We start from the raw sequence: 13,711 nt of genomic DNA on the forward strand, positions 1-13,711 counted from the left end.
TCCGTCTGACTTTAACGAGAAAAACCCATGTCCGTACCGGCATCGCAAGAACCACCTACTCCACCGGCAGATGCCCTGCGCAGCGCCGACCTGAGCGACCTGCTCGGCCACGTTCACACTTGCTGGGATAACGAACGGCGCTCCCTGTCGCGCCAGCTGCACGACAGCCTGGGCTCGTCGCTGACGGCGCTCACCATGCACCTCGGCCTGCTGATGCAAAAGCTGCCGCCGGAACCGGCCTTGCAGGACCGCGCCGGCCACATGAAAAAGCTGCTGGGCCAGATCGTCGAAACCAACCGCCAGATGCAGCTCAAGCTGTGGAACGACAAGCTGGAATTCCTCGGCGTGCGCGTGGCGCTGGATGAGCTGGTGGAGCAGTTCGGCCAGCAGCAAGGCATCACCGCCCGTTGCAGCCTGCCGGAAGAAGAACTGGATTGCCCGCGCAGCCACGGCATCGTGCTGCTGCACACGCTGGAAGAAGGGCTGCGCAACATCACCGCCCACGCGCAGGCGAGCGAAGTCGACGTCATCGTTGACGACAACGAAGATGAAGTGATGCTGACGGTGAAGGATAACGGCGTCGGCCTGAGCGGCCCGGTGCTGGCGGAACAAAGCCTCTCGGCCGGCAAGTTCGGCCTGCGCATGGCGCGCGAACGCGCCGCCTATCTGGGCGGCACGCTGACCTTGTCGGCCGGCCCCGAGCGCGGCGTCACCTTGACGATGATCCTGCCCAAGCCGGCCAAGCCTGCTTAATGTAGTTTAACTAAAGGGGTGGTACGCTTGATCAGGAAGCGCGCCACCGCCAGCACCGCCGTGCGCACCGTGCCCAGCACCGCCTGGTGGTGCATCAGGTGCAGGCTGACGTACATCATGCGCGCGACGAAGCCGTCGACAAACCAGCTCAATCCCTTCAGCGATCCCATCAGGCTGCCCACCGAAGTGGACTGGCCGAACGACACCAGCGAACCATAATCGCGGTACTCATACGGCTTGCTCTGCGGCGGCTTGCCGTTTTGCTGGCGCATGAAGGTCTCCAGCAGATAATCCGCCATCTGGTGCGCAGCTTGCGCGCGTGGCGGCACCAGCTTGCCGTCGGCCCCGACGCAGGCGGCACAGTCGCCCAGCGCGAAAATATAATCGAAGCCCTTGACCGCCAGTGTGCCGTCCACATCCAGCTGGCCGGATTTGACGGTCGGCAGGCCCAGCGTCTTGAGGAAATCCGGCGCCTTGATGCCGGCCGCCCACACCACGATTTGTGCCGGGTAATGCGTCTCGCCAGCAGTCACACCGGCGCCATCGATGGCGGTGACGCGGGTGTCGGTGACAACGGATACGGCGCGCTGGCGCAGCAATTCCAGCGCGGCGCTGGAGACCTTTTCCGGCAGCGGCGCCAGGATGCGCGGCGCCCCTTCCAGTAAGGTGATGCGCACATCGCGCTCAGCCTGCAACTGGCGGAAACCGTAAGTGGCATACACGCCGCTGGCTTCGCGCAGCTCAGCCGCCAGCTCAACGCCGGTGGCGCCGCCGCCGATGATGACCACATCCACGCCAGCGTCAGCGTTGACGCTCTTTTTCAATTCAGCCAAGGTCAGCAGCTTGAGTAGCGACAGGCGGAAGCGCTCGGCATCTTCGGTGGCGTTCAGCGAAATGGTGTGCTCGGCGGCGCCGGGCACGCCGAAGTAATTCGAGGTGCTACCGACCGCGACCACCAGCTTTTCAAAGCTGACCTGACGCTCGGGCAGGATTTCTTCCTGATGATCGTCGCCGGCAACGATGGCGCCGACCGTCAGCACGCGCTGCTGGGCGTCCAGCGCCAGCATCGGGCCGTAGACGAAAGTGAAATGGTTGTCGTGGGCCAGCATCTGGTAGGACAGGCCTTCCTGGTGCACATCCAGCGTACCGGCCGCAACTTCGTGCAGCGACGGTTTCCAGATGTGGAACAGACGGCTGTCGACCAGCATGACCGCTTGCGGTCCCAGTTTTCGCCCCAGTTTGCAGGCAAGCTCCAGCCCGCCTGCTCCGCCGCCAACAATCACGTATTTACTCTGCAAAACTTCCTCCTGTGGCGGCGCTTGCCGCCGGTTTAACGGTCGTGCCGGTCGTGGCCGCGGCCGTGGTCATCGCCGCGATCGTGACCACGGTCGTGCCCGCGATCATGGCCCGGGCCTGGACCGCGATGATCGCGGCGGTCGTCACGGAATTCCGGGCGGCCCGGTCCACCATGACCATGATGCTCGCGGTAACGCGGCACGTATTCATTGTTGTACCACTGATCCTGCACGAAATACACTCTCTGATTGCAGGCATGGTAAGCATGGCAATGTTTCGACCAATGCTTGGCATGGCCCGGCGGCACGCGCAGATAGATCGGCGCCGCCTCCACATAACGCACAGGACGCTCGACGATGACCGGCTGGCGGTACAACACCTGTGGCTGCGGGTAGTCACCCACGTCGATGCGGCCGTAAAAACCCGGCTGGCCGACGCTGATGGAAACACCGACATCGGCGGCAAAGGCAGAGGCGGACAACACCAGCAGGCTGGCGGCGAGGATCTTGGCTTTCATGATGAGTCTCGATTCGTGTTACGAGCGAACTTGCTCATCAATTAGCATAATAGACGTTCCGCGCAAAGTCTGTGCGCTGACGAACATAAATGTCCTGTGCTAAACTAATGGTTCGATATCTAACGATTAGCCATGAAATAATATGTCGTCTATAGAAGAACGTTTCTCGGCCGCGCTGCACGGCTCGGCCCGCGCCTGGCGGCTGGCGATTGACCGCCGCCTCAAGCATCTGGGATTGAGCCAGGCCAGCTGGATGGCCATCGCCCTGACCGCCAAGGAAAAAGAACCGCCGTCGCAAACCCGGCTGGCCGCGCGCGCCGGCGTGGAAGATCCGACCATGGTGTCCACCGTCGACCGCCTGGTGAAGGCCGGCTTCATGGTGCGCACGCCGTCCGAAACCGACCGCCGCGTCAAGCTGCTGAGCCTGACGCCGGCCGGACAGGCAGTCTATGAAACCGTGTGGCAGGAAGCCGAAGCCGTGCGCCGCGAACTGCTGGGCAAGGTCGATCCCGAGATGCTGCAAACCGTCACCCTGTTCCTGGAAGCCATCCAGACCAATATCGAGTCGCTGTCATGAGCACTGCCGTTGCCAACGGCGTCCCCGCCGCTGCCGATGATGGCCTGAACCGCCGCATGATCACCGTCTCGATCATGCTGGCCACCATCATCCAGGCGCTGGACGGCACCATCGCCAACGTCGCGCTGCCGCACATGCAGGGCAGCCTGTCGGCCTCGCAGGACCAGATCACCTGGGTGCTGACCTCGTTCATCGTGGCCGCCGCCATCGCCACGCCACTGACCGGCTGGCTGTGCGACCGCTTCGGCCAGAAGAACATCTTCCTGACCTCGGTGGCCGGCTTCACCATCGCCTCCGTGCTGTGCGGATTGTCCGGCACGCTGAGCGAAATCGTCATTGCGCGTCTGCTGCAAGGCGTGTTCGGCGCCGCGCTGGTGCCGCTGTCGCAGGCCACGCTGCTGGACATCAATCCGCGCGAAAAGCACGGCTCGGCCATGGCCGTGTGGGGCATGGGCGTGATGATCGGCCCGATTCTCGGCCCGACGCTGGGCGGTTGGCTGACCGACAGCTACGACTGGCGCTGGGTGTTCTTCATCAACATCCCGATCGGCGCCATGGCGTTCTACGGCATCTGGCGCTACATCCGCAAGACCGACGCACCGCGCAAGATGAAGTTCGACGCGTTCGGCTTTGCCACCTTGAGCCTGTCCATTGGCGCCTTGCAGATGCTGCTCGACCGCGGCGAACAGAACGACTGGTTCAGCGCCACCGAAACCTGGGTGGAAGCCATCATCCTGGCGCTGAGCTTTGCCTACTTTATCGCGCACACGGCCACGCGGCCGGCCGGCAAATCGTTCTTCGACTACCGGCTGCTCAAGAACGCCAACTACGTCAGCGGCCTGCTGTTCATCTTCATCGTCGGCCTGGTGCTGTTTGCCACCCGCGCGCTGACGCCGTCCATGCTGCAAAGCCTGATGGGCTATCCGGCCAAGATCGCCGGCCTGGTGACGGCGCCAAGCGGCATCGGCACCATGATCGCGATGATGATGGTGGGCCGGCTGGTCGGCAAGGTTGATCTGCGCCTGCTGCTGGGGATAGGCTTTGCCATCACCGCCTTCTCGCTGTGGCAGATGAGCCGCTACACGCTGGTGCTGTCGCAGAGCGATATCGTCTGGCCGGGCGTGATCCAGGGCCTGGGACTGGGCCTGGTGTTCGTGCCGCTGAGCGCCGCGACGTTTGCCACGCTGTCGCCGGAAATGCGCGCCGAAGGTACGGCCATCTACAGCCTGATACGCAATATCGGCAGCTCGATCGGCATCGCGCTGGTGCAAACGCTACTGGTGCGGAACACGCAGACCGTGCACGCCTCGCTGACGGAACACATCACCACCACCAACCCGTCGCTGCTGGACAACCTGGCCACGCCGCAAGCGGCGGCCGCGCTGAATAACGAGATCACGCGCCAGGCGTCGATGATCGCCTATGTCGACGATTTCTGGCTGATGTTTATTTTGACGCTGTGCGTCATCCCGCTGCTGATGCTGATCCGGCCGCCCGCCAAGAGCGCACCAGTGACGGTCGATCACGCCGCCATGGATTGAGGAGAACCGAATGAAAACACTATTACAACCAACCTTGCTCGTCATGGCCTTGGCCCTGGCCGGCTGCGCCGCGATCGCGCCCGACACCCATCCACTGGCCAAGCGCGACATCGCCAGCGCAGAACTGTCGTCCAGCATCAAGCTGGCGCACGAAGGCTGGCCGCAAGCGCAGTGGTGGACCGCCTACCACGACGAACAGCTGAACGCCATCATCAAGCAGGCGCTGGCCGGCGGCCCGTCGCTGGAAGTGGCGGCGGCCCATATCGGCACCGCGCGCTCGTCGCTGTCGCGCAGCCTGGCGGACCTGGGGCTGGAGACTTCGCTGTACGCCAACGCCAACCGCCAGCGCTACTCCGGCACCGGCCTGTTCCCGGCGCCGATCGGCGGCGCTTACTACACCGAAGAGACGCTGCGCCTCGACCTGCGCTACAACTTCGACTGGTGGGGCAAGAACCGCGCGCAAGTGGCGGCCGCCGTCGGCGAACTGAATGCCGGCCGCGCCACCTACGCGGAAGCTGAGCAAGCGCTGGCCGCGTCCATCGCCCAGAGCTACTTCCGCCTGCAAGGCGCGTGGGCGCGACTGGCCAACACCGAGCAACTGGCCGCCACACAAACGGCGCTGGTGCAGGACCAGGCCAAACGCGTGGCGCGCGGCCTGACCACCGCCGACGACCAGCGCGCCGCCGACATGGAACTGAGCCTGATCCGCAAACAGCAGATGCAGCTCAAGTCCGACATCGAGCACGAACGCGAAGCGCTGCGCGCGCTGGCCGGCGCCGACAACACCGCGCTGGCCGACCTGAAACCGGTGACGCTGTCGCCGACGCCGCACGCCCTGCCCGCCCGCCTCGGCATCGAACTGCTGGCGCGCCGCCCGGACTTGCAGGCCGCGCGCTGGAAGCTGGAAGCCTCGCTGAGCCGCATCGACGCCGCCAAGGCCGCGTTCTACCCGGACGTGAACCTGACCGGCTCCATCGGCCTCGATACCGTCAAGGTGGAGAACCTGCTGCAAGCCGCCAGCCGCACGCTGTATCTGGGACCGACGCTGTCGCTGCCGCTGTTCGATAGCAAGCGCCTGGACGCGCAGCTGGACGGCACCCGCACCGCCCGCAACGAACGCATCGCCGAATACAACCAGACCATCATCGAGGCCGTGCGCGACGTGGCGCAAGGCGGCGCACAGCTGCAAGGCATCGAGCAGCAGATTACGCAGCAAACGGCGGCGACTACGTCTGCGCGCGCGCAAGTGGCGTCTGCTCAGGCGCGCATGGATCACGGCCTGGCCAACAACGCCAGCGTGCTGAATGCGCGCCTGGCGCTGCTCAAGCAGCAGGACGCCGACCTTTATCTGCAACAGATCCAACTGCTGGCCGAAGTCGCGCTGACCAACGCGCTGGGCGGCGGCTATCACGAAGAAGCGCCGCTGGCGACTGCATCCAAATAATTCAACGGACATTATCATGAGCACTGACACCACCCAACCTAACGACAAAAAACGCAAGGCCGTACTGGCCGCGATCACGCTGGCCTTCATCGCCGCCGGCGTCGCCTACGCGGCGTATTACGAAATCGTGCTGTCCAAGATCCAGGAGACCGACAACGCCTACGTCGGCGGCAACCTGGTTAACCTGTCGTCGCAGGTGACCGGCAACGTCATCGCCATCCGTGCCGATGAAACGCAGATGGTCCAAGCCGGCGCACCGCTGATCCAGCTGGATGCGGCCGATGCGGACATCGCCTTGCAGCAGGCCGACGCCAAGCTGGGCGCCGCCGTGCGCCAGCAACGCCAGCGTTATGCCGACGTGGCGCAGTACGACGCCACCGTCACGCTGCGCAAGCTGCAACTGAAAAATGCCGAAGACGATCTGGCGCGCCGCAAGCCGCTGGCGGCCGATCACACGGTCTCCGGCGAAGAAGTGGCGCATGCGCGCCAGGCAGTGGACGATGCGCGCGCTGCGATTGCGGTCGCACTCAAGCAGGAAGAAGCGGCCAAGGCCGGCGTCAGCGGCGTAGCGGTGGCGCAGCATCCGGCGGTGCAGGCGGCCAAGGCGGATTATGTGCAGGCGTGGCTGGCTTCACGTCGCAATACCATTCTCGCTCCGGTGTCGGGCTATGTGGCCAAGCGCAGTGTGCAGATCGGCGCGCGCGCCACGCCGGGGACGTCGCTGATGGCCATCGTGCCGCTGGATCAGTTGTGGGTGGATGCCAATTTCAAGGAGTCGGAATTGAAGAATATTCGCGTCGGCCAGCCGGCCAAGGTGGAAGCGGATATGTATGGCAGCAAGGTGGAGTTCCATGGCCGCGTGGTGGGGCTGTCGGCCGGGACGGGTAGCGCGTTCTCGCTGCTGCCGGCGCAGAATGCCAGCGGTAACTGGATCAAGGTGGTTCAGCGCCTGCCGGTGCGGATTGCGCTGGATGCCAAGGAGCTGCAGGAGCATCCGCTGCGGATTGGTCTGTCGACCACGGTGTCGGTCGACATCAGCAAGACCGACGGGCCGGTACTGGGAGCAGCGATGCCGCAAACGCCGGTGTACACCACGCAGGCGCTGAATCAGCCCTTGCAGCAAGCCGCCACCGCAGCCGACGCCATCATCGCGCACAACCTCTAAGCCTTCAGCAGCTCCGTGTCGAGCTGCCGGATTGCCGCCTGCGCCTGCGTGATGACGCGGTCGGCGATCCGCTGGCGCATCCCCGGCACGCGTCCCGCAGCTTCGGCTTCCAGCAAAATCGGCGTCAATACCTGCAAGGCCGAATCGCGGAAGCCTTCCGCCACCTGGTCCAGCTGCACATTGAACGACTGCTCGGCCGCCAGCAGCTGCTTGCGCAACTCCTCTTCAAACGCCAGGCGCTTGTCGCGGATCTCGGTGCGTTTGCGCTTGCCGCCATCGGTGAACCATTTGAACGCCCCTGCCAGCAGCACCGCGCCGCCGACAAACGGCGCCACCGGCGCCACCACCGGCAGCACTACCGCCGCGCCGATCAGATATGCCGCCGTGCCGGTGCTGGCCGCCACCGCCGCGCCGCTGACCAGCGTCACATTGGCCGCCGTATCCAGCTTGTTGACGATGCGCGTGCCGACCCGCAAACGCGGCATCAAGCGCGCCAGCGCTGCATGGTGCTGACGCTGGAACACCGACGCCTGCCCCAGCTTCATCCCCGACTGGAACAGCCGCAGATCTTCCTGCAGCAGATGCAAGGCCTGCTCCTTGCGCCGCACGATGCGGTCCAGCCGCCGCTCCATCTCCTGCCCGAACTGGTTGCGGCCGATGCTGGCCCACACATCCTCGTCTTTCCACTTGTCGGTATTCAGACGGTCGGTCATCGCCAGCTCGATGGCGTTGCCGGCATCGTGCACGGCGTCGTCGATTTCCTCGACCAGCAAGCGGCGCTCGTAGGCGATGCGCTGTTCGACCAGCACCAGCCGCTGCGCCACCTGGTTTTTCATCTCGTTCGCCGCCGTCACCAGCGACGCGGCTGCGGCCTCGCCGACCGCCAGCAGGCGCGCCTGCTCAAGATAGGTGTTGATGTCCTGCGCAATGGCGGCCGTGGTGCCGCTTACCAGTTCGCGCAACTGCACGTGGTCGATTTCGCCGGACTGGAAATGGCGCGCATGATCGACCAGCGCCGGCTGACCGGCGGTGCGGCCGAAGTCCGCCACCGCGTCAGCCACCGAGCGTCCCCGCACCAGGCGGCGCGCCTGCTCGCCCAGATTGGCCAGGATGCCGCGCTCCTCCGATTGCGGCAGGCGGCTCAGGTCGTCCGGCGACACTTTGACCGACAAGGACTTTGCCAGCCGCTGCGCCAATGCGCGGGCGTCGGCGCCGTGCAGCGCCAGCAGCGGGATTACCATGTGCAGCGCCTGTTCGCGCGCGGGCTGGTCGATGCCGGCGCAGCTGCGGCTGAGCGCATTCAGCGCCCAGTCGACTTCGACGCCGGATTCGATGGCGTTCAGCACCAGCGCGGTGAACACGGCGGACGATTGGCCGTCGCCGGCGATGTCGGTGACAGCGGCGAACTGGGCCAGCGTGAGGCTGCCCTGGTTACCGGCAATCGCCCCCACGGCGCGCGCGTAGGCGGAGCTGAAACTCTGGTCGGAAGATAAGTGTTCGTCCAGCGAACGGACGACGAGCTGCGACGACGAACTATTCACGCCTGCTCCAGTTGGTTGTGATGCCATAATGGCATTGTAACTGAAGCGGGCTCAATGAGGCAGGTAGCGGATGAGGGCAATGACGGTGCCGATGGTGATGCCAGTCTGGGCGATGAACATCGTAAACATCCACTTCAACAGGTCAATCTTGAGGTCTTGCAGTTGCCGGCTGATTTCGGCCCGTACCCAGTCCTTGGTCGGAAGCTCCTCCAGAACTTCGGCCAACGCGTCGGCATGCGCCAGCGCTTGGGCAGGCGGTACACCGCCTTCTTCAAGGCGCTTGCGGTATTTGATGGTTTCGATCGCGTTCATGGTTCGATCAGTATGCGCCGCTCGCCGCCGATTGCAAGCGGCGCACTTTGATCTGCATCAACCGGTCGCTAGCGTCAGCGTCTCCTTGATTTCCTCCATGACGACATAGCTTTTCGACTGCGCCGCCCCAGGCAAACTGAGCAGCATATCGCCCAGCAGATTGCGGTACTCCGCCATCTCATGAATCCGCGCCTTGATCAGGTAATCAAAATCTCCCGACACCAGATGACACTCCTGCACCTCCGGAATCCGCAGCACCTCGCGCCGGAACTGCTCGAACGCGGGGCCGGATTTCTGGTTCAGCGTAATCTCCACAAACACCAGCAACTTGGCGCCCAGCGACGGCGGATCGATGCGCGCGTGATAGCCGGTAATCACGCCATCGCGCTCCATGCGCTTGACCCGCTCAATGGTCGGCGTGGTCGACAGCCCCACCTGCTCGCCCAGATCCTTCATCGAGATCCGCCCATCCTCCTGCAGGATCTGCAATATCTTTCTGTCCAGTTTGTCGAGACTTCTGACCGATTCTTTTTGAATTCGCATAAAAATCCACTATTTTTACGAAGATATATAGTAACAAACACTATACAAACGAGAATACCATAGCGGAATATCTGGCAGTTAAATAATCGGGGGACTCTATGCGTGTCGTAATCCTGGGTAGCGGCGTCATCGGCGTCACCAGCGCCTACTATCTGGCCAAAGCCGGCCATGACGTTACCGTACTCGACCGCCAGCCCGGTCCGGCCCTCGAAACCAGCTTCGCCAACGCCGGGCAGATCTCGCCCGGCTACGCATCGCCCTGGGCCGCGCCCGGCATCCCGCTGAAAGCCATGAAGTGGATGCTGCAACGCCACGCCCCGCTGTCGATCACACCCGACGGCACGCTGTTCCAGCTGCAGTGGATGTGGCAGATGCTGCAAAACTGCACCGCCGACCGCTACGCCATCAACAAGGAACGCATGGTGCGCCTGGCCGAGTACAGCCGCGACTGCTTTAAAGCCCTGCGCGCCTCGACCGGTATCGAATACGAAGGCCGCCAGCAAGGCACGACCCAGCTGTTCCGCACCCAAGAGCAGATGGACGCCGCCGCCAAGGACATCAGCGTGCTGGAAGAAACCGGCGTGCCATACGAACTGCTTAGCCGCGAACAACTGGTCGGCGCGGAGCCCGGCCTGGCCCGCAACAAGCTGGTCGGCGGCCTGCGCCTGCCCAACGATGAAACCGGCGACTGCCAGCTGTTCACCACCCGTCTGACTGCCATGGCGGAAGAGCTGGGCGTCAAGTTCCGCTACGGCGTCGATATCACGGGCCTGCTGACAGAAGGCGACGCCATCAAGGGCGTCAAGTGCGGCGACGAACTGGTGACCGCCGAATCCTACGTGGTGGCCATGGGTTCCTACTCGACCGCACTGCTGAAAGACCTGGTGGCAATCCCGGTCTACCCGATGAAGGGCTATTCGATCACCGTACCGATCGTCAACGCCAGCGCAGCGCCGGTCTCGACCATTCTGGACGAAACCTACAAGATCGCCGTCACCCGCTTTGACGACCGCATCCGCGTCGGAGGCATGGCCGAGATCGCCGGCTTCAACACCGACTTGAATCCACGCCGCCGCGAAACGCTGGAAATGGTGGTCAACGACCTGTTCCCCGGCGCCGGCAACACCGCCGCCGCCAGCTTCTGGACCGGCCTGCGTCCAATGACGCCGGACGGCACGCCGATCGTCGGCCGCACCGGCCTGCGCAACCTGTTCATCAACACCGGTCACGGCACCCTGGGCTGGACCATGTCGTGCGGTTCGGCGCAACTGCTGTCGGACCTGATCTCGGCACACCGTCCGGCGATCCGCGCCGACGACCTGTCGGTCAGCCGCTACAACACCACCCGCACCACCCGCCAGCCGCAACTGGCCAACGCCTGACCGGCGTCCCTTCACCACGGACGCGGCGCCCGATCAGCGCGCCGCGTCCGCCTTATTTCCCGCGCCCAGCCCGCTTGCGCGTCATCATCTGTCGCATTGCCGCCCTATCTGCCGTCGAACCCGCAACAACGCCTGCATGAGCGTTGAGATTGGGGCCAAGCCTGCGTATAATTTTGACCATGAATAAATTAGAAGCATTTGGCCATATTGCGGCCCTGGCCATCCGTGGCGAACTCATCTTTCCGACCAGCGTGAACGCGGCGCTGCGCGTGCAACTGGCATTGGATGATCCCGATTGCCCGATCGATACCGCGATCAGCCTGGTGCTGGCGGAACCACTGCTGGCCGCAAAAACCGTGGCCATCGCCAACTCGGCCATGTTCAACCGCGCCGGCGCGCCGGTGGTGACTAATGTGCGCGGCGCCATCATGCGGATCGGCTACCAGAACCTGTTTGCGCTGGCGGCCGCCATGGTGGTGCGCCAGTTCGGCAGCAAGATCACCGATCCCAAGGTGCGCAACATGGCGGAAAAGCTGTGGGACCACACCATCGCCGTCGCCGCACTGGGCCGCCTGATCGCGCGCCACGTCACCGGCGTCAACGAAGATACCGCGCTGTTCGCCGGCATCGTGCATGAGGTCGGCGGCTTCTACCTGCTGTCGCGCGCCGACGAATTCCCCGGCCTGCTGGACGAAGATCCGGAAAACTGGCACTCGGCCAGCGAAGAGATCATCACCCGCGAAGTGATGCGCAAGCTGTGCATTCCCGAGCCGGTGGCCGACGCCATCGAAGGCCTGCGCGACAGTTTCATGTCGATCCCGCCGGACACGCTGCTCGACACGCTGCTGCTGGCCAATCATTTGACGCCGGTCAAGTCGCCGTTGCAGGAACCGCAGCGCGACCTGCCGCCGCATTCCGACTCCGCCATCGACCTGTTCATCGACGAACAGCGACTGGCGTCGATGCTGGAAGACGCCAAACGCGATGCGGCCGACATGAGCGCGGCCCTGCTGGTCTAACATACACGCTGTACATCCGGAGCCGTCCGGCGCAGGCGGCTCCAGCTCATCCCTGATGGAGAATCTGCATGCAAGCTGCGCCACTGTCCTACGGCTCCGATCAATCCGGCCTGGTATGCGGCTATCTGTTCGGCCGCGACGGCGACGGCAAGGCGATCCCGTTGGACACCGACGCCGCCTGCCGCTGGCTCAAAGAGCGCGAACAGACGCCGCAGGAATTCATCTGGCTGCACTACAACCTGGCCAACACCGCCAGCGAAAAATGGCTGCACGAGCACACCGAGCTGGCGGAAGAGTTCTACGACAGCCTGCACGAAGGCCCGCGCTCGACCCGCATCGAGCTGGCCGACAACACGCTGGTGGCGGTGGTCAATGACGTGGTGCACGACTTCACCTTCGAGCCGTCCGACATTTCCACGCTGTGGCTGAGCGTTGACAAGCAAATCGTCATCAGCGCGCGCCGCAAGCCGCTGCGCGCGGTGGACAGCCTGCGCAATGCGGTGCGCAACGGTGAACCGATCCGCTCGTCGGTCGAACTGCTGATCCACCTGCTGCGCGACCAGGCCGATGCGCTGATCAAGATCGTGCGTGACGCCATCAGCACCGTTGACGGCATCGAAGATAATCTGCTGGCCGGCAAGCTGACCACCAAGCGCGCCAGCCTGGGCGCCTTGCGACGGGTGCTGGTGCGGCTGCAGCGTCTGCTGGCGCCGGAACCGTCCGCGCTGTTCCGCCTGCTGCAAAAGCCGCCGGCCTGGATGGCCGAGATCGACGCGCAGGAGTTGCGGCAGTCGACCGAGGAATTCTCGATGGTGCTGGCGGACATGGCGTCGCTGCAGGAACGGATCAAGCTGATCCAGGAGGAGATTGCGGCGCTGGCCAGCGAGGCCAACAATCACAGCCTGTTCGTGCTGACCGTGGTGACCGTGTTGGCGCTGCCGATCAACATCATCGCCGGCCTGATGGGGATGAACGTGGGCGGCATTCCGCTGGCCCAGTCCGAGCATGGCTTTTTGGTGGTGGTGGTGATCGTGGCGAGCTTTACCGTGATCGCCGGCTGGCTGGCCTTCCGCCGTCAGCGCGACGTGGGTGCGGACTGAACTTCAGCATCCGCACCCGCCATGTGCCGGCCAGGGTGGCCAAGATGCCGAGCACCAGTGCGGTCAGGTTGTCGCGACGATAGGCGCTGCGCACCTGATCCAGGCTGGCGACCTCCTTGCCGCCGACCGCCACCACGTAAGCGGTATAAAAATCGCCCGGCGCAAAGCCGGTGCCGGCTTTTTGCTGACGATAGAATTTCACGCTGACCGGATACAGCTCCGCATCGCGAATCGTCTGGCGCTGGCGGATGTCGGGGTCGCCCTTGGTGTACAGCACCAGTTGCTGTTTATCCGACAGGATGAAATACATCGCTCCGTGCGTCTCCTGCTGCCACAGCACGCGACCGCGCGCCGTCTCCAGCTGCTCCGCCTTGGGAAAACGGTACTCCAGCACGCCAAACAGCGCGATCAGGCCGATGCCGAGCAACAGGAAAAAATACGCTCCGCGCTCGCCGGCAAACCAGTCTTTCATGTTGAGATGGCGTCGATAGTAATGCCCGCATCATACCTGCAACAGCTTG

Annotated in this window: 14 protein-coding genes; 8 read left to right on the plus strand and 6 right to left on the minus strand. The window is 64.0% G+C overall.

Annotated elements, in window-relative coordinates; translation table 11 throughout:
- Positions 1 to 27: 27 nt before the first annotated feature.
- On the plus strand, positions 28 to 753 hold the full coding sequence (locus tag GTP69_RS18955) for a sensor histidine kinase (protein WP_161056317.1): 726 nt from the start codon (positions 28 to 30) through the stop codon (positions 751 to 753).
- Here the strand turns inward: GTP69_RS18955 and GTP69_RS18960 are convergent.
- Both GTP69_RS18960 and GTP69_RS18965 read right to left on the minus strand, forming a co-directional pair.
- On the minus strand, positions 750 to 2,051 hold the full coding sequence (locus GTP69_RS18960; protein ID WP_161056318.1) for an NAD(P)/FAD-dependent oxidoreductase: 1,302 nt from the start codon (positions 2,049 to 2,051) through the stop codon (positions 750 to 752). The genes GTP69_RS18955 and GTP69_RS18960 overlap by 4 nt on opposite strands.
- A gap of 32 nt (positions 2,052 to 2,083) precedes the next feature.
- Positions 2,084 to 2,566 (minus strand): hypothetical protein, encoded by a 483-nt coding sequence (locus GTP69_RS18965; protein ID WP_161056319.1) that lies wholly within the window; start codon positions 2,564 to 2,566, stop codon positions 2,084 to 2,086.
- Between the two features lie 142 nt (positions 2,567 to 2,708).
- On the opposite strand from GTP69_RS18965, the gene GTP69_RS18970 reads away from it, so the two are divergent.
- From GTP69_RS18970 to GTP69_RS18985, 4 genes are read left to right on the plus strand one after another with little or no spacing between them, the layout of a single operon-like run.
- Complete coding sequence (locus GTP69_RS18970) at positions 2,709 to 3,143, plus strand: MarR family winged helix-turn-helix transcriptional regulator (RefSeq protein WP_161056320.1); 435 nt, start codon at positions 2,709 to 2,711, stop codon at positions 3,141 to 3,143.
- Positions 3,140 to 4,684, plus strand: coding sequence for an MDR family MFS transporter (locus GTP69_RS18975; RefSeq protein ID WP_161056321.1), 1,545 nt, complete (start codon positions 3,140 to 3,142; stop codon positions 4,682 to 4,684). Before GTP69_RS18970 ends, GTP69_RS18975 begins: the two co-directional genes overlap by 4 nt.
- Before the next feature lie 10 nt (positions 4,685 to 4,694).
- Positions 4,695 to 6,128 (plus strand): efflux transporter outer membrane subunit, encoded by a 1,434-nt coding sequence (locus tag GTP69_RS18980; protein ID WP_161056322.1) that lies wholly within the window; start codon positions 4,695 to 4,697, stop codon positions 6,126 to 6,128.
- Between the two features lie 16 nt (positions 6,129 to 6,144).
- On the plus strand, positions 6,145 to 7,293 hold the full coding sequence (locus GTP69_RS18985; protein ID WP_161056323.1) for an HlyD family secretion protein: 1,149 nt from the start codon (positions 6,145 to 6,147) through the stop codon (positions 7,291 to 7,293).
- Here GTP69_RS18985 and GTP69_RS18990 read toward each other — a convergent pair.
- From GTP69_RS18990 to GTP69_RS19000, 3 genes are read right to left on the minus strand one after another with little or no spacing between them, the layout of a single operon-like run.
- Positions 7,290 to 8,834, minus strand: a complete 1,545-nt coding sequence (locus GTP69_RS18990; protein WP_371868021.1) for a hypothetical protein — start codon at positions 8,832 to 8,834, stop codon at positions 7,290 to 7,292. The two genes, GTP69_RS18985 and GTP69_RS18990, sit on opposite strands and share 4 nt — an antisense overlap.
- A 51-nt stretch (positions 8,835 to 8,885) precedes the next feature.
- On the minus strand, positions 8,886 to 9,146 hold the full coding sequence (locus GTP69_RS18995; protein ID WP_161056325.1) for a hypothetical protein: 261 nt from the start codon (positions 9,144 to 9,146) through the stop codon (positions 8,886 to 8,888).
- Between the two features lie 57 nt (positions 9,147 to 9,203).
- Entirely contained in the window at positions 9,204 to 9,689 is a 486-nt protein-coding gene (locus GTP69_RS19000; RefSeq protein ID WP_110848231.1) for an Lrp/AsnC ligand binding domain-containing protein, read from the minus strand.
- 98 nt (positions 9,690 to 9,787) lie between these two features.
- On the opposite strand from GTP69_RS19000, the gene GTP69_RS19005 reads away from it, so the two are divergent.
- The 3 genes from GTP69_RS19005 (at position 9,788) to GTP69_RS19015 (ending at position 13,190) form a co-directional block, all read left to right on the plus strand.
- Positions 9,788 to 11,071, plus strand: a complete 1,284-nt coding sequence (locus GTP69_RS19005) for a D-amino acid dehydrogenase (protein WP_161056326.1) — start codon at positions 9,788 to 9,790, stop codon at positions 11,069 to 11,071.
- 179 nt (positions 11,072 to 11,250) lie between these two features.
- On the plus strand, positions 11,251 to 12,090 hold the full coding sequence (locus tag GTP69_RS19010; protein ID WP_110848233.1) for an HDOD domain-containing protein: 840 nt from the start codon (positions 11,251 to 11,253) through the stop codon (positions 12,088 to 12,090).
- 68 nt (positions 12,091 to 12,158) lie between these two features.
- Complete coding sequence (locus GTP69_RS19015; RefSeq protein ID WP_161056327.1) at positions 12,159 to 13,190, plus strand: transporter; 1,032 nt, start codon at positions 12,159 to 12,161, stop codon at positions 13,188 to 13,190.
- Here GTP69_RS19015 and GTP69_RS19020 read toward each other — a convergent pair.
- Positions 13,132 to 13,662, minus strand: coding sequence for a hypothetical protein (locus GTP69_RS19020; protein WP_161056328.1), 531 nt, complete (start codon positions 13,660 to 13,662; stop codon positions 13,132 to 13,134). The genes GTP69_RS19015 and GTP69_RS19020 overlap by 59 nt on opposite strands.
- Positions 13,663 to 13,711 lie beyond the last annotated feature (49 nt).

Origin of the sequence: Duganella levis (assembly GCF_009857605.1) — a bacterium.
Classification (GTDB): domain Bacteria; phylum Pseudomonadota; class Gammaproteobacteria; order Burkholderiales; family Burkholderiaceae_D; genus Rugamonas; species Rugamonas levis.